18 protein-coding genes are annotated in these 19,508 nt (G+C 64.3%); 17 read left to right on the plus strand and 1 reads right to left on the minus strand.

Going from position 1 to position 19,508, the window contains the following annotated elements; genetic code table 11:
* Window positions 1-64: 64 nt before the first annotated feature.
* From C8K18_RS30045 to C8K18_RS30090, 10 genes are all read left to right on the plus strand, one after another.
* Window positions 65-1,933 carry a type II and III secretion system protein family protein gene (locus C8K18_RS30045; protein ID WP_107710750.1) on the plus strand — a complete coding sequence of 623 codons (1,869 nt, stop codon included), beginning with the start codon at window positions 65-67 and terminating at the stop codon, window positions 1,931-1,933.
* Window positions 1,934-1,954: 21 nt separating this feature from the next.
* A complete protein-coding gene (locus C8K18_RS30050; RefSeq protein WP_107710751.1) occupies window positions 1,955-2,299 on the plus strand; it encodes a hypothetical protein in 345 nt (114 codons plus the stop codon).
* 72 nt (window positions 2,300-2,371) lie between these two features.
* On the plus strand, window positions 2,372-3,583 hold the full coding sequence (locus C8K18_RS30055; protein WP_107710752.1) for an AAA family ATPase: 1,212 nt from the start codon (window positions 2,372-2,374) through the stop codon (window positions 3,581-3,583).
* Between the two features lie 19 nt (window positions 3,584-3,602).
* Window positions 3,603-4,970 (plus strand): CpaF family protein, encoded by a 1,368-nt coding sequence (locus C8K18_RS30060; protein WP_107710753.1) that lies wholly within the window; start codon window positions 3,603-3,605, stop codon window positions 4,968-4,970.
* 43 nt (window positions 4,971-5,013) lie between these two features.
* Window positions 5,014-5,997: a type II secretion system F family protein gene (locus C8K18_RS30065; RefSeq protein WP_107710754.1), complete on the plus strand. Its 984-nt coding sequence runs from the start codon at window positions 5,014-5,016 to the stop codon at window positions 5,995-5,997.
* Window positions 5,998-6,036: 39 nt separating this feature from the next.
* Window positions 6,037-6,993, plus strand: coding sequence for a type II secretion system F family protein (locus C8K18_RS30070; protein WP_053859603.1), 957 nt, complete (start codon window positions 6,037-6,039; stop codon window positions 6,991-6,993).
* 79 nt (window positions 6,994-7,072) lie between these two features.
* Complete coding sequence (locus C8K18_RS30075; RefSeq protein ID WP_107710755.1) at window positions 7,073-7,576, plus strand: TadE/TadG family type IV pilus assembly protein; 504 nt, start codon at window positions 7,073-7,075, stop codon at window positions 7,574-7,576.
* 49 nt (window positions 7,577-7,625) lie between these two features.
* Window positions 7,626-8,708, plus strand: a complete 1,083-nt coding sequence (locus C8K18_RS30080; protein WP_308810925.1) for a TadG family pilus assembly protein — start codon at window positions 7,626-7,628, stop codon at window positions 8,706-8,708.
* 180 nt (window positions 8,709-8,888) lie between these two features.
* On the plus strand, window positions 8,889-9,470 hold the full coding sequence (locus C8K18_RS30085) for a DUF3005 domain-containing protein (RefSeq protein ID WP_107710756.1): 582 nt from the start codon (window positions 8,889-8,891) through the stop codon (window positions 9,468-9,470).
* Window positions 9,471-9,596: 126 nt separating this feature from the next.
* On the plus strand, window positions 9,597-11,426 hold the full coding sequence (locus tag C8K18_RS30090; RefSeq protein ID WP_029966597.1) for an ABC transporter ATP-binding protein: 1,830 nt from the start codon (window positions 9,597-9,599) through the stop codon (window positions 11,424-11,426).
* Window positions 11,427-11,455: 29 nt separating this feature from the next.
* Here C8K18_RS30090 and C8K18_RS30095 read toward each other — a convergent pair whose 3' ends face one another.
* Window positions 11,456-11,659 carry a hypothetical protein gene (locus tag C8K18_RS30095; RefSeq protein WP_258196219.1) on the minus strand — a complete coding sequence of 68 codons (204 nt, stop codon included), beginning with the start codon at window positions 11,657-11,659 and terminating at the stop codon, window positions 11,456-11,458.
* 252 nt (window positions 11,660-11,911) lie between these two features.
* On the opposite strand from C8K18_RS30095, the gene C8K18_RS30100 reads away from it, so the two are divergent.
* The 7 genes from C8K18_RS30100 to mnmH all read left to right on the plus strand — a co-directional run bounded on the left by C8K18_RS30100 (window position 11,912) and on the right by mnmH (window position 19,498).
* Window positions 11,912-12,808, plus strand: coding sequence for a LysR substrate-binding domain-containing protein (locus C8K18_RS30100; protein ID WP_107710757.1), 897 nt, complete (start codon window positions 11,912-11,914; stop codon window positions 12,806-12,808).
* A gap of 218 nt (window positions 12,809-13,026) precedes the next feature.
* Complete coding sequence (locus C8K18_RS30105) at window positions 13,027-13,776, plus strand: SDR family NAD(P)-dependent oxidoreductase (RefSeq protein WP_029966600.1); 750 nt, start codon at window positions 13,027-13,029, stop codon at window positions 13,774-13,776.
* A gap of 50 nt (window positions 13,777-13,826) precedes the next feature.
* Window positions 13,827-15,155, plus strand: a complete 1,329-nt coding sequence (locus tag C8K18_RS30110) for an MFS transporter (RefSeq protein ID WP_107710758.1) — start codon at window positions 13,827-13,829, stop codon at window positions 15,153-15,155.
* A 36-nt stretch (window positions 15,156-15,191) separates the two neighbouring features.
* Window positions 15,192-16,055: a transketolase gene (locus tag C8K18_RS30115; protein ID WP_107710759.1), complete on the plus strand. Its 864-nt coding sequence runs from the start codon at window positions 15,192-15,194 to the stop codon at window positions 16,053-16,055.
* Entirely contained in the window at window positions 16,052-17,053 is a 1,002-nt protein-coding gene (locus tag C8K18_RS30120) for a transketolase family protein (protein WP_107710760.1), read from the plus strand. The genes C8K18_RS30115 and C8K18_RS30120 overlap by 4 nt, the downstream gene beginning before the upstream one ends.
* Before the next feature lie 120 nt (window positions 17,054-17,173).
* Complete coding sequence (selD, locus tag C8K18_RS30125) at window positions 17,174-18,244, plus strand: selenide, water dikinase SelD (protein WP_107710761.1); 1,071 nt, start codon at window positions 17,174-17,176, stop codon at window positions 18,242-18,244.
* 186 nt (window positions 18,245-18,430) lie between these two features.
* Window positions 18,431-19,498, plus strand: a complete 1,068-nt coding sequence (gene mnmH, locus C8K18_RS30130; RefSeq protein WP_053859609.1) for a tRNA 2-selenouridine(34) synthase MnmH — start codon at window positions 18,431-18,433, stop codon at window positions 19,496-19,498.
* The last annotated feature ends 10 nt before the right edge of the window (window positions 19,499-19,508 follow it).

Raw genomic sequence — 19,508 nt, forward strand, 5'->3', positions numbered from 1 at the left:
ACGCGATGCCGCAGCGTCTGACGCACGACGGCTCGCTCGCAGCGGGCTACGGGGAGACACGGAAATGAAATCGAATCGGATAAAGATCAAGCAGGGTAGCGCGATGCGCACGGCGTTGCTGACCACAACGGTATGCGCATCCCTGCTCGCCGCAAACGGCGTGCGGGCGCAGGAAGCGGTAGAGAACGCGAGGGCCGGTGCGGCGCCCATGCCGCACGGTCCCGTGCAAATGACCATCAGCATGAATGCCGCGCCGGCTCAGCCCTCGAGCGCCATGCAGAACGCCGCTGCGCGCGGCCCGGCATGCACGCGCACGCAGAGCGAACAGAGCACGGTGGTGGTCCCCGTCGGCAAGTCCACGCTGATGCAAACCGCCGAACCCGTGCGCAACCGCACGCTCGGCAATCCGCTGATTGCGCAGGCAACCATGGTCTCGCCGAAAACACTCTACGTGGTCGGAATGGCCGTGGGCACCACCAACATGATCGTGCAAGGCAAGAGCGGCGCGTGCGAAGTCATCAACGTCGTGGTGAACGCGGACGCCGGCGGCCTGCAAACTTCGTTATCCCAACTGATGCCCGATGAGCCGAACATCCGCGTGTCGACGGTCGCCGGCGATCTCGTGCTGGCCGGCCGCGTATCGAGCGCGCAGGCCGCGGCCCAGGCGCAGGAAATCGCCAAGGCGTATGCGCGCACCACACTGCCAAACCCGAACGGCGCTGCAAACGGAAACGGCAACGGCAAAAGCGCGACCGTGCTGAACATGATGAGCGTCGACTCGCCGCAACAGGTGATGCTCGAAGTGAAGGTCGCCGAAGTCTCGAAGACGGTCCTCAACCAGTTGGGCGCGGCGATGAACATCCAGGGCGGCTTCGGCTCGTGGAGCGGGGCGCTCATCAGCAGCCTGCTCGCGGGCGTGTCGAGCATCGTCGATGTGAACAAGGCGAACAACCGTCCGTTCAATGTCGCGATAGACGCCCAGCACGGCGACAACCTCGTGAAGATTCTCGCCGAGCCGAATCTCGTCACGCTGAGCGGACAGGAAGCGACGTTCCTCGCGGGCGGCAAGGTGTTCATTCCGATTCCGCAGAGCAACCTGAACGGCGTGTCGACCATCATCCTGCAGGAAGAGGAATTCGGCGTCGGCCTGAAGTTCACGCCGACCGTGCTCGCGGGCGGCCGCATCAACCTGAAGGTCGCGCCCGAAGTGTCGGAGCTGTCGTCGACCGGCGTCACGGTCGGCGCGACGAATACCAACAACCTCACGGTGCTGCCGCTCATCACCACGCGCCGCGCATCGACCACAGTGCAGATGAACGACGGCGAGACCTTCGCGATCGGCGGCCTCATCAAGAGCAACGCGGCGGGCACGCTGAAGGCGATACCGGGTGTCGGCGAAGTGCCGGTGCTGGGCGCGCTCTTCAGAAGCACGTCGTATCAGCAGGACCGCACGGAGCTCGTGTTCATCATCACGCCGCATCTGGTGAAGCCGCTGCAAACGGCGACGAATCTGCCGCTGCCCACGGACCATCTGAAGACGCCTAACGAAGCGGACGTCTACCTGATGGGCAACATGGAGGGCCGCGATCCGGCCGGCAGCAAAAAGCCCGCGCCGCCGATGCCTGCCCCGGCGCCCTCGCCCGCAATGGCTCCCGCACCGTCGCAACCGCAGGCTCCGGCCACGCCGAGCGCTGCTGAACCGCCCGTCTCCGCGATGGTGCCGACGCCCGCTGCAAGCGCCGCGCCGCTGCCCGAGCCGCGGGCCGTCACGCCCGCGGATACGGGCAAGCCCAACGACAAGCCCGCCGGCAACGCCACCGATAACGCCACCGCTCGCGCCGCACAAATAGAAGCACGAGCCGCGCAGATCGCCGCACGCGAAGCGCCGCCGTCCGACAAACCGCGCTCGCCGTCCGCACGCGCTCACAACTAATGCACTCCTCGGGAGAACGTCATGACCAATCGCATCCTCTTCTTCTCGCGCTGGACTGCACTGCTCGTGCCGGCGTGCCTCGCGCTCAACGGCTGCATGTCGACGACGCCGAACTTCGACCGGCACTTCGGCGAATCCGTGAAGAGCTTCACGGCGGCGCAGATCATCGATCCGGACGCGGCGACCAAGAATCCGTCGACGCAGGGTGTCGACGGTAAAGCCGCCGTCGGAGCGATGTCGAACTACAACGCGTCGTTCAAGGCGCCGCCCACAACCGCTAACGCCTTCGTGATCGGCGTGGGCGGCAGCGGGGCCGGCGGCGCGGGCGGAGGCGCGGCGATGCCGCCGCCTGCGAACGGCGAATAGCCAACATGGGCGACGCGACGGCGCGAGCCGTCGCAAGACCAACCCCGCAACGATTCCGCGGATGACAACATCATGATCAATATCCTCATCAACTCCGAGCACGCGGGCCGAATGTCCGAGATCGTTCGGCTCCTGACGGACTGCGGCAATTGCACGACGACTCGCACGCAAGGCGCGCCTTCCGCGCTGCTCGAGCGGGGCGACAGTCTCGATGCGTTCGATGTCCTGATCATCGACGCGTCGTCGCCCGAACGCGCCGGGCTCGATTCGGTCAACGCGCTCGTGCATCGCTATCCGCGCCTCACGTGTTTGCTGCTGTTGCCGCAGACGTCGCCCGACACGCTGATCGCCGCGATGCGCGCCGGCATCCGCGACGTGCTGAACTGGCCGCTCGACGCGCGCGCGCTCGGCGCCGCCGTGCAGCGCGCGATGGCTCCGCATGCCGGCGACGCGCGCCACGAAACGCATATGGTGTCGTTCATTTCGTGCAAGGGCGGCGCGGGCACGAGCCTGATCGCGGCCAACGTAGGCCACGCGATCGCGACGCTGCACGGCAAGCGCGTGCTGCTCGTCGATCTGAACCCGATGTTCGCGGACGCCGCGTTTCTCGTCAGCGATCAGGAACCGCCGTCGACGTTGCCGCAAATGTGCGCGCAGATCGAGCGCATCGACGCCGCGTTTCTCGATGCGTCGCTCACGCATGTCACATCGGGTTTTCATGTGCTCGCGGGCGCGGGCGATCCGTTGAAGGCGCTCGAGATTCATGAAGAGCAGCTCGAATGGATTCTCGGCATCGCGGCGCCGCGCTACGACGTCGTGCTGTTCGATCTCGGGCAAAGCATCAATGCATTGTCGATCGTCGCGCTCGATCGCAGCGCGGAGATTCACATGGTGCTGCAGGCGAGCATGCCGTATGTGCGCGCGGCGCGCCGTCTGCAGGACATGCTGGTGTCGCTCGCGTATTCGCCGGAGCGGCTGCGTCTCTTGCTGAACCGGCATCGCCGTCACGACGAGCGGGCCGCGAGCGCGCTCGAACAGGTGCTCGGCAAGCGCCCTTCGCATGTGATCCCCGACGACCCGCACGCGGCGAGCGAAGCCGTGAATCTCGGCGAACCGTTGTTGAAGGTCGCGCGCAACAGCGCGCTCTCGCGCGGCGTGCAAGCGCTCGCGCAAAGCATCGTCAATCAGTCGACGGGCGTCGTGCCGCAGAAGAAACAGGGCGAGCCACTGCTCGGCCGGCTATTCGGCCGCTCAACTACGCAGCGCCAGTCGGCGGCGTCATAACGTCAGCGAGGAGAATTTCATGTCACTACGCGAACAGATGTCGTCACAGGCGGTGCATGCGCTGCCCGACCGCCAGTCAGGCATGCGCGCGCCGTCAGGTCTCGCGCGCGCCGCCTACCAGACGCTCAAGCGCAAGGTTCACGAGGCCGTGCTCGACCGCGTCGAACTCGAACGTCTCGCGCGGCTGCCCGCCGAACAGGTTCGCCAGGAAATCGGCGGACTGATCGCGCGCATCCTCGAAGAAGACAAGGCGCCCGTCAACGATCTCGAACGCCGGCAACTGACCACCGACATTCACGACGAGATGTTCGGCTTCGGCCCGCTCGAAGCGCTGCTGCGCGACCCGACCGTGTCGGACATTCTCGTCAACACGCATCGCACGACTTACGTCGAACGGCGCGGCCGTCTCGAGTTGACGGACGTGACCTTCTACGACGACGCGCATCTGATGAAGGTGATCGAGAAGATCGTCTCGCGCGTCGGACGGCGCATCGACGAGTCGAGTCCGATGGTCGATGCACGGCTGCCCGACGGCTCGCGCGTCAATGCGATCATTCCGCCCTCCGCCGTGGATGGACCGTTGATGTCGATCCGGCGTTTCGCCGTGAATCCGCTGCAAATGAGCGACCTGGTCGCGTCGCAAAGCCTCACGCCGCCGATGGCCGAACTGCTCGACGCGCTCACGCGCGCGAAGGTCAACGTGCTCGTTTCGGGCGGCACAGGCAGCGGCAAGACCACGTTGCTGAACATCCTGTCGGGGTTCATTCCCGAGGGCGAGCGCGTCGTGACCATCGAGGACGCGGCCGAACTGCAATTGCGCCAGCACCATGTGCTGCGCCTCGAAACGCGGCCGCCGAATGTCGAAGGACGCGGCGAAGTCACGCAACGCACGCTTGTGCGCAACGCGCTGCGCATGCGCCCCGATCGCATCATCCTCGGCGAAGTGCGCGGCGCCGAAGCGCTCGACATGCTCAACGCGATGAACACCGGCCACGAAGGCTCGCTCGCGACGATTCACGCGAACACGCCGCGCGACGCGTTGACGCGCCTTGAAAACATGATCAGCCTCGCCGGCCTGTCGTTGCCGCCGAAGAACCTGCGCCAGCAGATTTCGTCGGCGATCTCGGTGGTCGTGCAGGTCGCTCGCCTGACTGACGGACGCCGCAAGGTCGTCAGCATTCAGGAATTGACCGGCATGGAAGGCGAGATGGTGAACATGCAGGAGATCTTCACGTTCAAGCGAACCGGCGTCGATCAGAACGGCGCGGTGCGCGGCCACTTCTGCGCGACCGGCGTGAGACCGAAATTCACGGAGCGGCTGCAGGCGTTCGGCATCGTGCTGCCCGATCAGCTATACGACCCAAACCGGCACTTCGACACCGCATGACGCCGGCCGCCGGCGGCACGCCGCTCACTTTTCCGAGGCTTCCATGAATCCGATCTTCTACGCCTTCGCTTTCCTGCTGTTCATTGCCGTGGTCCTCGGGATCGAGGGGATTTATCAGTGGTGGAACAGTCATCACGGGCCCGCCGCGCGACGCCTCGACCAGCGCATTCGCGCGCTGTCGGCCGGCGCGCATGCGAACGGCGAGCGCCTCTCCATCCTCAAGGAGCGCATGCTGAGCAACTCGGCGTCGGTCCATGCGCTGATGATGCGCGTGCCGCGCATCCATCTGCTCGATCGCATCATTCTTCAGTCCGGCTCGAGCCTCACGGTGGGCCGGCTCGCGACGCATAGCGTGGTGGCGCTTGTGCTCGTTCCGCTCGCAGCGAACTTCTCGCCGGTGCAGGTGCCGACGCTCGTGACCGTGCTCGCCGCCGTTGCAGCTCTCGCCTTTCCGACGCTGCGCATGCTGCGCGCTCGCCGCAAACGTCTGCGGGTTCTCGAACGCCAGTTGCCCGAAGCCGCCGACATGATCAGCCGCGCACTGCGAGCCGGGCATTCGTTCTCAAGCGCCCTCGGCATGCTCGGCAGCGAGTTCGCGGAGCCGATGGCCGGCGAGTTTCGCATCGTCTTCGACGAGATCAATTACGGCGTCACCCTCAATGAAGCGCTCCTGAATCTGGCGACGCGCGTGCCGGTAGGCGACCTGCGCTACTTCGTGATCGCGGTGCTGATCCAGCGCGAAACCGGCGGCAACCTTGCGGAGATTCTGGACAGCATCGCGTCGCTGGTGCGCGCGCGTCTGCAGTTGTTCGACAAGGTGCGGGTCCTGTCCGCCGAGGGACGTCTGTCCGGCTGGATTCTCGCGCTGTTGCCGTTTGCATCCGCTGGCGCCATGCAGGTGGTGAACCCGACTTTCTTTTCGGTGCTGTGGGAAGACCCGGCCGGGCTTCAGATCATCGAAACGATGCTTGTCTCAATGGTATTGGGAATCCTGTGGATGCGGCGCATCGTGCAGATCCGCGTGTGAACGCGGGCCCCTCGCGCACCAACGAACCGGAGAACCGTAATGGAAGCGTTCTATTCAACAAACATGCTGTTGCTTGCGGGTCTGTTTGCAGCGGCATTCTGCAGCGTCGTCGCGCTGATGTGGTGGTTGATGCCACGCGACATGCAGCGGCGCATCGAACAGGCGGGCGGCGTGTCGCTCTCACCGGAAGCGCGGCCTTCGGCCGTGTCGGGATGGGCCGAGAGAATCGCCGACATTTCGCGTCCGATCTCGCAGTTGTCGATTCCGAAGGAAGGTTGGGAAGACTCGCCGCTGCGGCTGCGTTTGATGAATGCGGGCTGGCGTTCGTCGACGGCGGCCGGGCTCTACTTCGCGGCGAAAACCGCCCTTGCGCTGCTGCTGCCTTTGCTCGGCCTCGTCGCGTTGACGCACATGCCGTCGATCAACACAGAGTACACGGTTGTCGCGCTGATTCTCGCGCTGCTTGCCGCGTTCGGCTACTACGTGCCCAACGCCGTGCTCGCACGCTGCCGCGCGCGGCGTCAGCGCAGGATTGTCGAAAGCTTTCCGGATGCGCTCGATCTGCTGACCGTCTGCGTCGAAGCGGGCCTCGGCATGGACGCCGCGCTGATGCGCGTGGCCGACGAAATGACGCTCGCCAGTCCTGAAGTCGCAAACGAACTGCAATTGATGCTGCTCGAACTGCGCTCGGGCTTCACGAAGGAAAAGGCGCTGCGCAACTTCGCGTTGCGCACGGGCGCTGAGGACATCGATACGTTTGCGTCGATGCTGGTGCAGGCGGAACGCTTCGGCACAAGCATCGGCGCTTCGCTGCGCGTGATGTCGGACACGCTGCGCACGCGCCGCAGAATGCGCGCGGAAGAACGCGCCGCGAAGATCGCATTGAAGCTGCTGTTTCCGCTGATCTTCTGCATCTTTCCGGCATTGATGACGGTGCTGATCGGACCGGCCTTCATTCACATCTATCGCGTGCTGTTGCCGACGATGGGAAGCTGATGGTCAGCGGTATTGAGGCATAGAACGCGGCGCTCACCAATCGGATGACCGAACGAGCAGCGCCCAGAGGGGAATAGAAATGAGCCACAAAACGAGACCGTTCGCCGGGCATGCCGCATCGAAAAGTTCGGCTGCATCACGTCATGCGCCTGCGCTGCACGCGTCGGGCCGGCGACGATCGCGCCGTCAGGCAGGCGTGGCCGCAGTGGAATTCGCGTTGATCCTGCCGCTGTTGCTGCTGCTCATTTTCGGAACCGTCGAACTGGGGATTGCGCTTTACGACAAGGCGGTGATTACGAATGCCAGTCGCGAAGGAGCCCGTGCGGGGATTGTGCTCAAGAGCCCGAAGCCCACCAGCGCGGACATTAAAAACGTCGTCCAGAGCTACACGTCTTCCTTTCTGGTGACATTCGGAACGGCCAACACGCCGACGGTCACGCAGACAGGCCAGGGCGGCGCCTTTGGTACGCCACTCTCGGTGACGGTTTCCTATCAGTATGCCGGGCTAGGACTGGGCGCAATGCTATCCGCGGTGACGGGGCCGATCACGCTGACCGCCACCACGGTCATGAACAACGAATAAGGGGACTGTCATGCGCACGGGAAAAAGCAGACGGAAACAGGAAGGGGCAGTGGCCGTCACTGTCGCGCTTTGCATGCTATTCCTGTTGGGGATTGCAGCTCTTGCCATCGACATCGGCAATCTGCTGGTTGCACGCAGCCAGCTTCAGAATGCGGCTGACGCCGCGGCGATGGCCGGCGCCGGATGCCTGATGCGGCGCACGGAATGCGGGAACACCACTGCCACGCAGCCGGATTGGATCACGGCATCCGCAAAAGCGTCGTCGTTTTCGACGTCGACCGCGACAAACCAGGTGCAAGCTGCCTACGTAAAAGCCAGTACGGTAGCGACCGGCTACTGGAACGCCACGGGGACGCCATACGGTCTCGAGTCGCTGCCGTTCACACCCGGCGCGTCCGACTTGCCGGCGGTTCAGGTGACCATCCACAAAGATGGCTCGAACGCGAACGGAGCAGTGCCGGTGTTTTTCGGCAGCGTGCTTGGCGTCCAGATTCTGAAAGCCAGTGCGGTGGCGACGGCGGTGCTTTCCACGCCCGGTAATGTGGGCCCTGGCGGATTGTTTCCGTTGGCCATGTCCAAGTGCCTATATGACAACTACTGGAACGCGGCCACCAGTTCCCCGAAGTTGTCGCCGAATAACAATACGTTGCCTGGGACAAGCGTTGCACAACAACAGGGCCAACCTTACTTCTTTCAGATCGGATCGAGTTACCACTACGGCGCCTGTGAGTCGGGACAGTGGACCACGTTTAATGTCAATGACCAGAGTGCCAGCTATGCCAGAGGACTCTTGACGAGTGGCAACAGTACGACTTTCTCCATTGGCGCTTCACCGGGTACGTGGATCCAGAGCGGCACGGAAAATACGCTCTTTAAGGGCGCGGGCGACTGTAGTGCCGCCGGCAATGGGCAGTGCGCGTGGGCGACCGTGGCGGTGGTGAACGATCCGGCGACCAGCGGATTTCAGCCCGTCGTGGCGTTCGCCTGCGTGCACATTCTGGATGCGAAGAATGGCTCGAGTCCCTACGTTCTCGTGCAGATGTCGAACGACATGAGCCATTGCCGCACGCCCAACTCGGGAGGAGTGGGACCGAATTACGGCGCCTACACTCCCCCAAGGCTGGTGCAGTAGGAGTGACACCTTCGCAGCGAACCCACCTGCCGGGAACGTTCGCTGCGGAGATCAATCAGGAACCCGCGTTCGCGACGGCGCAAGCCGCCCGCGAACCCCAGGCGCCAGTCACTTTTTTCAACGCTTCATGTAAGGCTTTCACGGGCGCTTTGGCGTGTCATTAACGGCAGGAGTATCGATATGCAAAACGCGGAACAGAATCCCACCCAGAAGCAGCAGAACGAGATGGCCGCAAAAAGTCCGGCGCAAACGCCCGCCACCGGCACGGCTTCTCCCGACGCCCGCACCCAGGCGAAGGAGTTCGGCAGCACGAGCAACGCCGGCGCGGCCGAGCCGACGGGACGCACGAACAACGCGGCGAATCTGCCGCCCATCGATCTCGATGCAATCACCACCGATTCTCCCGATCCGGTGCAACGCGCGAAGAGCCGCACGGTTTCCGTCGACGCCGCGAACACCGCTTCGACCGACAACACCGTCGACACCGACGGCAAGAGTCTCGAAGCCGCCAAAGAACAGTCGTCGTGGCACGACAATGTGATTTCATCGAACGCGACGCTCGAGAACAATGTGCCGGCGCCGGCGGCAGGACTTGGCGGCATCGACAGCCGACCCGGCGGCAATTTTCCTCTCGTCGCGCCGCGCGACGGCTGGCGCGTCAGCTATCACGGCACGGTGTATATCGAGCGAAGAAACGGCTCGTTGGCGGAGCACGTCATTCAGTTCGACTCGACAGGCGCGATCGACGATACCGCCAGGTAAGCGCACGACTCACGCCCCGCCCCAAGGCATGCCCCTTGCGCAACTCCTTCGCCGGACACATGGAACCCTTTCCCGCATGGAAGGAAAACCTGTCGCCTGCCGGCGCGCAAGTTCGGGAAGGGCACCATGGAACTCGTCGACCACAGCGATCGGGGCCGCGCGAGCCGCGTGCGCGGGCGGCGGCATTCGCGCGTTCTGTCGCGCTACGCCGGCCGGCCGATTCGTCTCATCTGGCGCTACATCGCGCGCCGTAAAACGGCTCACGCCATCGTGCTCGCGAGTGTCGTCGCCGCGGTCGGCTTCGCGCTGGCGTCGCAATACGGCATCCGCAATCTGATCGACGCACTGCCTCAGGGACGCGCGCATCCGCAGACGGTCGCGTATGCGTTCGCCGTGCTCGTCGGGCTCATTTTTGCGGACAACCTGATGTGGCGCGTCGCCGGCTGGGTCTCCTCGCGCGCGTTCGTGCGCGTGACGGGCGACATTCGCCAGGACATGTTCGACTATCTGATGGGCCACGCGCCGACCTTCTTCGCGGACAAGCAACCGGGCGTGCTGTCGAGCCGCGTGTCGGCCACGGCGAACGCGGTCTACGTAATCGAAAACACGGTGGCGTGGACCGCATTGCCGCCGACGCTCACCGTGATCGGCGCGATCGTCATGGTCGCAACCGTAAGCCTGCCGATGAGCATCGCGCTCGTCGCCATTTCGGCGCTGCTCACCGCGTGTCTGTTCTGGCTCGCGCGCAAAGGCACCTCGCGGCATGAAGCGTTCGCGAGCCAGGCCGCTTCGGTGGACGGCGAACTCGTCGACGTGATCGGCAATATGGGCCTGGTGCGCGCGTTCAGCGCGGTGCCCGCGGAGTTGCGGCGCTTCGACGGCCATCTCGAAGCCGAAGCCGTGGCACGCAGGCGCAGTCTGTTGTATCTAGAGAAGCTGCGTCTCGTGCACGCGTTCGCGACTGCGTTGCTGTCGGCGGCATTGCTCGGCTGGACGATCTGGCTGTGGACGCAAGGCCGCGCGACCACCGGCGATGTGGTTCTGGTCGGCTCCTTAGGCTTCGCGATTCTGCACGGTTCGCGCGATGTCGCCGTGGCATTCGTCGATTTGACGCAGCACGTGGCGCGTCTCGCGGAAGCATCGCAAACCTTGCTGACGCCTCACGCGATGCCCGAAGCGCCGAAAGCGATACCGCTGATCGTGCGCGAGGCGACCGTCGACTTCGACAACGTTTCGTTCGCTTATCCGGGGCGCAGGCGTGTATTGAGCGACCTCACACTGCATATCGAAGCAGGCGAGCGCGTGGGACTGGTCGGGCCGTCCGGCGCGGGCAAATCGACGGTGCTCGCGCTGCTTCAGCGCTTCTACGATCCCGCCAACGGATGCGTGCGCATTTCGGATCAAGACATCTCTTACGTGACGTTGCAGAGTCTGCAGGCGGCGATTTCCGTCGTGCCTCAGGACGTCACGCTGTTTCATCGCTCGCTGCTCGATAACATCCGCTACGGCTGTCCCGATGCAACGGAAGCCGACGTGAAGCGCGCGTGCGAGGACGCGAGCTGCATGGACTTCATCGCCGCATTGCCGGACGGCCTGAACACGATAGCGGGCGATCGCGGCACGAAGTTGTCCGGCGGACAGCGTCAGCGCATTGCGATTGCGCGCGCGATCCTGAAGGACTCGCCGATCCTGCTGCTCGACGAGGCAACGTCCGCGCTCGACACCGCATCGGAGATCGTCATTCAGGCCGCGCTCGAACGCCTCATGAAAAATCGCACGGTGATTGCGATCGCGCATCGACTGTCGACGTTGCAGTCGTTCGACCGGATCATCGTGATGAATCGCGGCCGCGTCGTTCAGGAAGGCACGCCCGCGAAACTGGCGATGGTGCCGGGCATCTATCGCGATACGCTTGCGCGCCATAACCGCCGGACACCCGCGCCTACGATGAATTGACTGCCGCGCATCGGGGCTCGCGGCGCGCATTAATCGCCGATGCGTTCGCCCTCTGTCCTGATCAACTCGATCAGGCGTTTCGCAGGCATCCGGTAACTGGTCTGCTGCTGCACGCCCCATTCGGAACGCTCGGTTTCCACGAGCAGAACGAACTCGCCGTCAGGGCTCGCTTCAAGATGCTGCATGTTGAGCATTTCCTCGCCGGCAACGTCTTTTTCGTGCCCCAACGTCATGACACCCTTCGCGCCGCATCCCATGTCACGCCTCCATGCCCGAGGTTCGGCTTGCCGCCCGCATCGACCCGAACTGAAGGCAGCAAAGCGCGTACCGGCGAGGCACTTTCCGACGATTGACGGATAATCGCGGCTGCGCTCGCGCACTTGCTGCACCGCACGAGGCGCTTCATGGTTTACCGCACTACTGCCCTCGTGTGGCCGGGGTCAGCATCGGGAACACTTCACAACGAACAGCGAACCAGACTTCACATGCGCATTCCGCCCGTCAAAGCCATCATCGCTTTCGAGAGCGTGGCCCGCACCGGGAGCGTCAACCGCGCGTCGGAAGAACTCGGCCTGACTGCTTCGGCGGTGAGCCATCAGATCAGCAATCTCGAGTCGGTCATCGGCCAGGCGCTGTTCTATCGCTCGGGCCGCGGCCTCGTGCTGACACCGACGGGCGAGCGCTATCTATCCGACGTGACCGGTTCTCTCGCGGATTTGAGCCGCGCGACCGAACGCGCATCGAGCCGCACCGAGGTCGAAATTCTGCGCGTGCATTCGAGCCCGAGCTTCGGGCTCATGTGGCTGCTGCCGCGGCTTGCATCGTTTCAGGAAGCCAATGGCGATATCCAGTTGAATCTCGCGTGCTCGTATGAAGACGTTTCGTTCACGAGCGGCTATTACGACATCGACATACGGCACGGCTACGCGAACTGGCGCGATCTCGAAGTCCGCACGCTGCGCAACGAATTCATCGCGCCGCTCGCGTCGCCCGCTTATCTGCGCGAGCACCCGGTCAACGCGCCGGAAGATCTGCTTGCGCATCGGCTGATTTACTCCGAAACACCGCTCGTTCAGTGGAAGCAATGGTTCGGGCGCACCGGCGTGCCGGCCGCGCATAAGACCTTCGATTTCTCGTTCGACCGCTCGTATATGTCGCTCGAAACGGCGGCGCTCGGGCTCGGCATCGCGCTCGAAAGTCTGATGCTCGCGTCGGTTCGCATCCGCGAAGGCGCGCTCGTGCCGGTGTTCGACCATTCGCATGCGGTCGAAGTCGGCGCGCATCATCTGGTTTATCCGCCGCAAAATGCGGAGCTGCCGCGAGTCGCACGATTCATCGCGTGGATCGAGCGGGAAATCGGTCATCAGGCGCGCGCGGCCTGACAATCGCGGGCGTTTCGGCACCAGGGTATTCCATCATCGCCCGTACACCGCTTGCTGCCTTGCTGCCTTGCTGCCCGCAAACCGCCGCGCAGCAAGCGTCGCGCTTCCCCGCACGAACACCTGAAAATTTCTCAAGCATAGTTGAGCCGTACCGCGTTGATGCGGGTTGCGGCCTGCCGGACACTTGCGCCATCACATCAACATTCAGGAGACAAGTGATGCTGCTCGAGAACAAGGTGGTTATCGTCACGGGCGCGGCTTCGCCGCGCGGCATCGGCAAGGCGACGGCGAAAGCGCTGGCCGCGCAAGGCGCGCATGTCGTGATCCTCGATCTGCGCGAAGAAGATGCGAAAGCGGCGGCCGCCGACCTCGGCGCCGGACATCTCGGCCTCGCCTGCGACGTCACCGACAAAGCCGCCTGCGTCAGGGCCGCGAAGGCGGCGCTCGAACGCTATGGCCGCATCGACGGTCTCGTCAACAACGCGGGCATCACGCAGCCGGTGCGCACACTCGACATCAGCGCCGAAGGCTTCGACGCGATCGTCGACGTCAATCTGCGCGGCACGCTGTACATGTCGCAAGCGGTGTTGCCTGCGATGAAGGAACAGAAAAGCGGCAGCATCGTGTGCATGTCGTCGGTGTCGGCGCAGCGCGGCGGCGGCATTTTCGGCGGCCCGCATTACAGCGCGGCGAAGGCCGGCGTGCTCGGTCTCGCGCGAGCGATGGCTCGCGAATTCGGTCCCGACAGCATCCGCGTGAACTCGATCACGCCGGGCCTGATCCAGACCGACATCACCGGCGACAAACTCACGCCCGAGATGCGCACCGACATCATCAAGGGCATTCCGCTCGGCCGGCTTGGCGATGCGGCCGACGTCGCGAACGCGTGCCTCTTTCTCGTGAGCGATCTGTCCACCTATCTCACGGGCATCACGCTCGACGTGAACGGCGGCATGCTCATTCATTGACGGACGCCTCGCACCCGGGACTCACCCAGGGCACATGGAAGGAGACAAACATGAAATCGAAATACACCGCCTCGCCTATCGACGGCGAGCTGCTCGCGAACGCGGACTCGACGAGCTTCGAGTCGCGAACCTACGCGAAAGTCAGCCGCCGGCTGATTCCGTTTCTGATGCTGTGCTATCTCGGCGCGTATCTGGATCGCGTGAACGTGGGCTTCGCGAAGCTGCAAATGCTCAACGATCTGCGCTTTAGCGAAACCGTCTACGGCATGGGCGCGGGCATCTTCTTTCTCGGCTACTTTCTGTTCGAGGTGCCAAGCAATCTGATTCTTCATCGTGTCGGCGCGCGCAAGTGGCTCGCGCGAATCATGCTGACATGGGCGGTGATTTCGGCGTCGTTCGTTTTCGTGAAGACGCCCACCGCGTTCTACGCGCTGCGCTTTCTGCTCGGCGTCGCCGAAGCGGGCTTTGCGCCCGGCGTGATTCTTTATCTGACGTACTGGTTTCCCGCCACGCGCAGAGCGAAGGCGCTGTCGCTCTTTTTCATGGCGATTCCGCTTGCCGGCATACTCGGCGGCCCGCTGTCCGGATGGATCATGCATTCGCTTCACGGCGCGATGAATATGTCCGGCTGGAAGTGGCTGTTCCTGCTCGAAGCGCTGCCTTCGCTCGTGCTGGGCGTCGCGATTCTGCTGTATCTCGACGACAGCATCGCGAAAGCGAAGTGGCTCACCGAGTCGGAAAAGAATCTGCTTGCCCGCAATGTGGCCGGCGACAACGCGCATACCACCGCTCATGTTTCGATTCGCTCGTTCATCGGCGACCGCCGTTTGTGGCTGATGGCCGCGATTTACTTCTGCGTGGTGCTCGGCCAGTACGGCCTGACCTTCTGGCTGCCGACCATCATTCGTAAATCGGGTGTCGCCGATCCCCTGTGGGTGGGCGTGTTCACCGCGATTCCGTATCTGTGCGCGATCGTTGCATTGCCGCTGGTCGGCATGAGCGCCGACCGCCGCCGCGAACGCCGGCTGCATCTCGCCATTCCGATGCTAATCGCCGCCGCAGGCTTCGCGATTCTGCCGACGCTCGGCAGCGTGCCCGCGTCGATCGTCTGCTTGAGCGTTGCAGCGGCGGGCATTCTCGCGTCGTCGTCGCAATTCTGGTCGCTGCCGACGGCGCTGCTCGGCGGCATGTCGGCCGCGGCCGGCATCGCGGCGGTGAACTGCTTCGCCAATCTCGCGGGCTTCTTTTCACCGGCCATCGTGGGCTGGCTCAACGACCTGACAGGCCGTTCGACCGCGGGGCTCATCTTCATCTCGGCCGCGGTCACGCTCGGCGCGTGCCTCGTGTTCCTCGTGCCCGCGAAGTCCGTGAACCGCTGATCCTTTTCAACTATTCGACTGATCTCAGGAGACGACATGAACAGTCCACTCAATGCGCCGGTGGTATCGCTCGCCGAGCGCGCCTATCGCATCCGCAGAAACGCGTTGTTAATGGGCGAAGTGCAGGGCCAGGGCTACATCGGCCAGGCGCTCGACATCGCCGACGTGCTGGCCGTCGCGTACTTCGGCGCGATGCGTTATCGACCGGAAGATCCGGAATGGGAAGAGCGCGACCGCTTCCTGCTGTCCAACGGACACTACGCGATCGCGCTGTACGCGGCGCTGCTCGAAGCCGGCATTCTGCCCGCCGCCGAACTCGAAACCTACGGCAGCGACGACAGCCGTCTGCCCATGTCCGGCATGGCGAGCTACACGCCCGGCATGGAGATGTCCGGCGGCTCGCTCGGCCACGGCCTGACGATTGCGGTGGGCCGCTGTCTCGGGCTCAAGCGCAAGGGCTCGAAGTCGTTCGTGTACACGCTCTTCTCGGACGGCGAACTCGACGAAGGCGCGATCTGGGAAGGCATCATGTCCGCGAGCCACTGGAAGCTCGACAACCTGATCGCCATCGTCGACGTCAACAACCAGCAGGCCGACGGACCGTCCACCCAGGTCATGGCGTTCGAGCCGCTCGTCGAAAAGCTCGAAGCATTCGGCTGGTTCACGCAGCGCGTCGACGGCAACGACATTGGCGCAGTGGCCGCCGCATTCGACGCGGCCCGCAAGCATCCTGGCGCGCAGCCGCGCATGATCGTCGCCGATACGCGCATGGGCTGCGGCGTGCCGTTTCTCGAAGAGCGCGAGAAGAACCACTTTATCCGCGTCGACGCGCACGAATGGCAGCTCGCGCTCGAAGCACTGGAAACAACGAAATCGCATGAGATCGGGAGTCACGCATGAGCAACGTCACCGCAAGCAAACCGCGCCTGAAGACCTCGGCGATGATCGCGTCGATTGCAGGCGAAGGCCAGCTCACTCGCTCGGCGCCGTTCGGTCACGCGCTCGTCGAACTCGCGCGGCACAAGAGCAACGTGGTCGGCATGACGGCCGACCTCGGCAAGTACACGGACCTGCACATCTTCGCGAAGGAATTCCCCGAGCGCTACTATCAGATGGGCATGGCCGAGCAATTGCTGATGGGCGCGGCGGCCGGCCTCGCGCACGAAGGCGCGCAGCCGTTCGTGACGACGTATGCCGTATTCGCGACGCGCCGCGCGTATGACTTCATGCATCAGGCGATCGCCGAAGACAATCTCGATGTGAAGATCGTCTGCGCATTGCCGGGGCTCACTACGGGTTACGGTCCAAGCCATCAGGCCGCTGAAGACCTCGCGTTGATGCGCGCGATGCCGAACATGACCGTGATCGATCCGTGCGATGCGCTCGACATCGAACAGATGGTGCCCGCGATTGCCGCGCACAACGGTCCCGTTTATGCGCGTCTGTTGCGCGGCAACGTGCCCGCCGTGCTCGACGAATACGACTACACGTTCGAGCTCGGCAAGGCGAAGATGCTGCGCGACGGCGCCGACGTTCTGGTGATCTCGTCGGGCATCATGACGATGCGCGCACTGGAAGTCGCGAAGGCGCTGGAGAACGACCGCATCGGCGTCGGCGTGCTGCATGTGCCGACCATCAAACCGCTCGATACGGCGACGATCGTGCGCGAGGCGAAGCGCTCGGGGCGGCTCGTCGTGGTGGCCGAAAACCATACGACGATCGGCGGTCTGGGCGAAGCGATTGCGGCCGAGCTGATGCGCGCGGGCGTGTCGTGCCCGTTCCGCCAGGTTGCGCTGCCCGACGCGTTTCTCGCTGCGGGCGCGTTGCCGACGCTGCATGACCGCTATGGCATTTCGACGTCCGCGATGTCGGCGGCGATCAAGGGCTGGCTCGGCTGAGCTTTGGAAGTTGCGTGAAGATTCGGCGTGGCGCGTGCGTGCATTAGCAGCACGGCCCGCAGCGCGCCACGCCGACAAGCTTCATAATGCGATCATTCGAAGCCACAAATTCGCGCCACAATGATCGACGCTCAAGCCCAAGCTCAGTCCACGCCCTCGCCCCGCCTCACCAGCCTGTCGCACGGCGGCGGCTGCGGCTGCAAAATTGCCCCCGGCCTGCTCGCCGACCTGCTCAAGCGCAGCGCGCCGCTGCCCTTCTTTCCCGACCTGCTGGTCGGCAACGATACCGCCGATGACGCCGCCGTCTACAAGCTCAACGACGAGCAGGCGATTGTCGCGACGACGGACTTCTTCATGCCGATCGTCGATGATCCGTTCGACTTCGGCCGCATTGCCGCGACCAACGCACTCTCCGACGTCTATGCAATGGGCGGCAAACCGCTGATGGCGCTCGCCATCGTCGGCATGCCGATCAATGTCTTGCCGCACGACGTAATTGCGGCGGTGCTCAAGGGCGGCGAATCAGTTTGCGCGGACGCGGGCATCCCGCTCGCGGGCGGCCATTCGATCGACTCGGTCGAGCCCATCTACGGTCTGGTCGCGATCGGCGTGGTCGATCCGCGGCGCGTCAAGCGCAACGCGGGCGCGAAGGCCGGCGACGTGCTGATTCTCGGCAAGCCGCTCGGCGTCGGCGTGCTGTCGGCAGCGCTGAAGAAAGACCGGCTCGATGCGAACGGCTACGCGGCGATGATCGGCGCGACAACCAAACTCAACCGCCCAGGCGCGCAACTCGCCGCGCTCGACGGCGTGCACGCGCTGACCGACATCACGGGCTTCGGGCTGCTCGGCCACACGCTCGAACTGGCGCGCGGCTCGAAGCTGACCGCGCGCGTGCGCTATGCCGATTTGCCGTGGCTGCCGGGCGTCGTCGAATTTGCCCAAGCCGGCGTTTTCACGGGCGCGTCGGGGCGCAACTGGGACGCGTACGGCAAGGACATTGCGTTGCCCGCGACGTTGCCTTCGACCGCGCGCACGCTGCTCACCGATCCGCAAACCTCGGGCGGCCTGCTGGTGTCGTGCTCGCCGGACGCCGTCAACGACGTCCTCGCCCTCTTTCATGCCGACGGTTTCGGCGATGCCCGCGTGATCGGCGAGATGGTTGCCGGCGACGCACGCGTGGACGTCGTCTAAAAGGAGCCGGCGGCCCACAAGCCGGCCCGTAAGGATTCAGAAAGCCGCGCCCTGCCGCCACTCGCGGCGCATGCGATAATTTCGGTCTTTCCGGCGGCCTTGTGACGTTGCGGCGCCCCTTGGCACGCGTTGCTGCCCGGTTTCCGTCGTTCTCTGCTTTTTGTCCCATTTCGTATCGGCACGCCCTTGAAAAACCTACTCGTCAGCCTCGATCAAGCCGGTGATTTCGATGAAATCATCGACGTGCGCACGCCTCTCGAGTTTGCCGAGGATCATATTCCGGGCGCCATGAACGCGCCGGTGCTGAGCAACGAGGAACGGGTGATCGTCGGCACCATGTACAAGCAGGTGTCGCCGTTCGAGGCGACGAAGGTCGGCGCGGCGCTGGTCGCGCGCAACATCGCGCGGCATCTGGAAACTACCTTCGCGGACCGGCCGCGCAACTGGCGGCCGCTCGTTTATTGCTGGCGCGGCGGCAAACGCTCGGGCTCGGTCACGTCGCTGTTCAATATGATCGGCTGGCCGGCGCGTCAACTGGACGGCGGCTACAAGACTTATCGGCGGGCGACTGTCGAGGCGCTCGTCACGCTGCCGACGCAGTTCCGTTACGTCGCGCTGGTCGGCCCGACCGGCAGCGGCAAGACGCGGCTGCTCGCGGCGCTCGACGAAGCCGGCGCGCAAACGCTCGACCTGGAAGCGCTGGCCGCGCATCGCGGCTCGCTGCTCGGCGCATGGGCGGGTGTTGCGCAGCCGTCGCAGAAACGCTTCGACACCTTGCTCGTTAGCGCGCTGCGCGGCTTCGACGCCGCGCGTCCGGTGTTCGTGGAAGCGGAGAGCCGCCGCATCGGCGCGATTACGCTGCCGCTCGCGCTGCTCGAGACGTTTCATCGCGGCGCGTGCGTGGAAGTGGCGACGAGCCGCGAAGACCGCTCGGCGTTTCTGCTCCACGACTACGCGCATCTGTTCGACGACCCCGCGTTGCTGAAGACGCAACTGGAGCGCCTGATCGGCTTGCATAGCCGCGAGCGCGTGGCCGGCTGGCAGAAACTCGTCGACGAAAACCGGCGCGAGGAACTCGCGAACGCGCTCATTGAACTGCATTACGATCCCGCTTACGCGCGCAGCAGCCATCAGCATTTCGTGCACTTGCCGCAGGCGCTGCAAATCGAATTCCGGCCGAACGACGCCGACGTCGTCGACCAGGCCAAAGCGCTTCTCGCGCAACTCGACAAGCGCTCGTTCGCGCTTGTTTGACTCAACATCA

Origin of the sequence: Paraburkholderia sp. GV068 (assembly GCF_003058125.1) — a bacterium.
GTDB lineage: Bacteria > Pseudomonadota > Gammaproteobacteria > Burkholderiales > Burkholderiaceae > Paraburkholderia > Paraburkholderia graminis.

Bases quoted from the DNA above. Each gene is read 5' to 3' on its own strand.
- C8K18_RS30045 (WP_107710750.1), top strand. From the start codon at position 65: ATGAAATCGAATCGGATAAAGATCAAGCAGGGTAGCGCGATGCGCACG.
- C8K18_RS30090 (WP_029966597.1), top strand. From the start codon at position 9,597: ATGGAACTCGTCGACCACAGCGATCGGGGCCGCGCGAGCCGCGTGCGC.
- C8K18_RS30105 (WP_029966600.1), top strand. From the start codon at position 13,027: ATGCTGCTCGAGAACAAGGTGGTTATCGTCACGGGCGCGGCTTCGCCG.
- C8K18_RS30120 (WP_107710760.1), top strand. From the start codon at position 16,052: ATGAGCAACGTCACCGCAAGCAAACCGCGCCTGAAGACCTCGGCGATG.
- C8K18_RS30115 (WP_107710759.1), top strand. From the start codon at position 15,192: ATGAACAGTCCACTCAATGCGCCGGTGGTATCGCTCGCCGAGCGCGCC.
- C8K18_RS30060 (WP_107710753.1), top strand. From the start codon at position 3,603: ATGTCACTACGCGAACAGATGTCGTCACAGGCGGTGCATGCGCTGCCC.
- C8K18_RS30050 (WP_107710751.1), top strand. From the start codon at position 1,955: ATGACCAATCGCATCCTCTTCTTCTCGCGCTGGACTGCACTGCTCGTG.
- selD (WP_107710761.1), top strand. From the start codon at position 17,174: ATGATCGACGCTCAAGCCCAAGCTCAGTCCACGCCCTCGCCCCGCCTC.
- C8K18_RS30085 (WP_107710756.1), top strand. From the start codon at position 8,889: ATGCAAAACGCGGAACAGAATCCCACCCAGAAGCAGCAGAACGAGATG.
- C8K18_RS30055 (WP_107710752.1), top strand. From the start codon at position 2,372: ATGATCAATATCCTCATCAACTCCGAGCACGCGGGCCGAATGTCCGAG.
- C8K18_RS30070 (WP_053859603.1), top strand. From the start codon at position 6,037: ATGGAAGCGTTCTATTCAACAAACATGCTGTTGCTTGCGGGTCTGTTT.
- C8K18_RS30110 (WP_107710758.1), top strand. From the start codon at position 13,827: ATGAAATCGAAATACACCGCCTCGCCTATCGACGGCGAGCTGCTCGCG.
- C8K18_RS30065 (WP_107710754.1), top strand. From the start codon at position 5,014: ATGAATCCGATCTTCTACGCCTTCGCTTTCCTGCTGTTCATTGCCGTG.
- C8K18_RS30075 (WP_107710755.1), top strand. From the start codon at position 7,073: ATGAGCCACAAAACGAGACCGTTCGCCGGGCATGCCGCATCGAAAAGT.
- C8K18_RS30095 (WP_258196219.1), bottom strand. From the start codon at position 11,659: ATGACGTTGGGGCACGAAAAAGACGTTGCCGGCGAGGAAATGCTCAAC.
- C8K18_RS30100 (WP_107710757.1), top strand. From the start codon at position 11,912: ATGCGCATTCCGCCCGTCAAAGCCATCATCGCTTTCGAGAGCGTGGCC.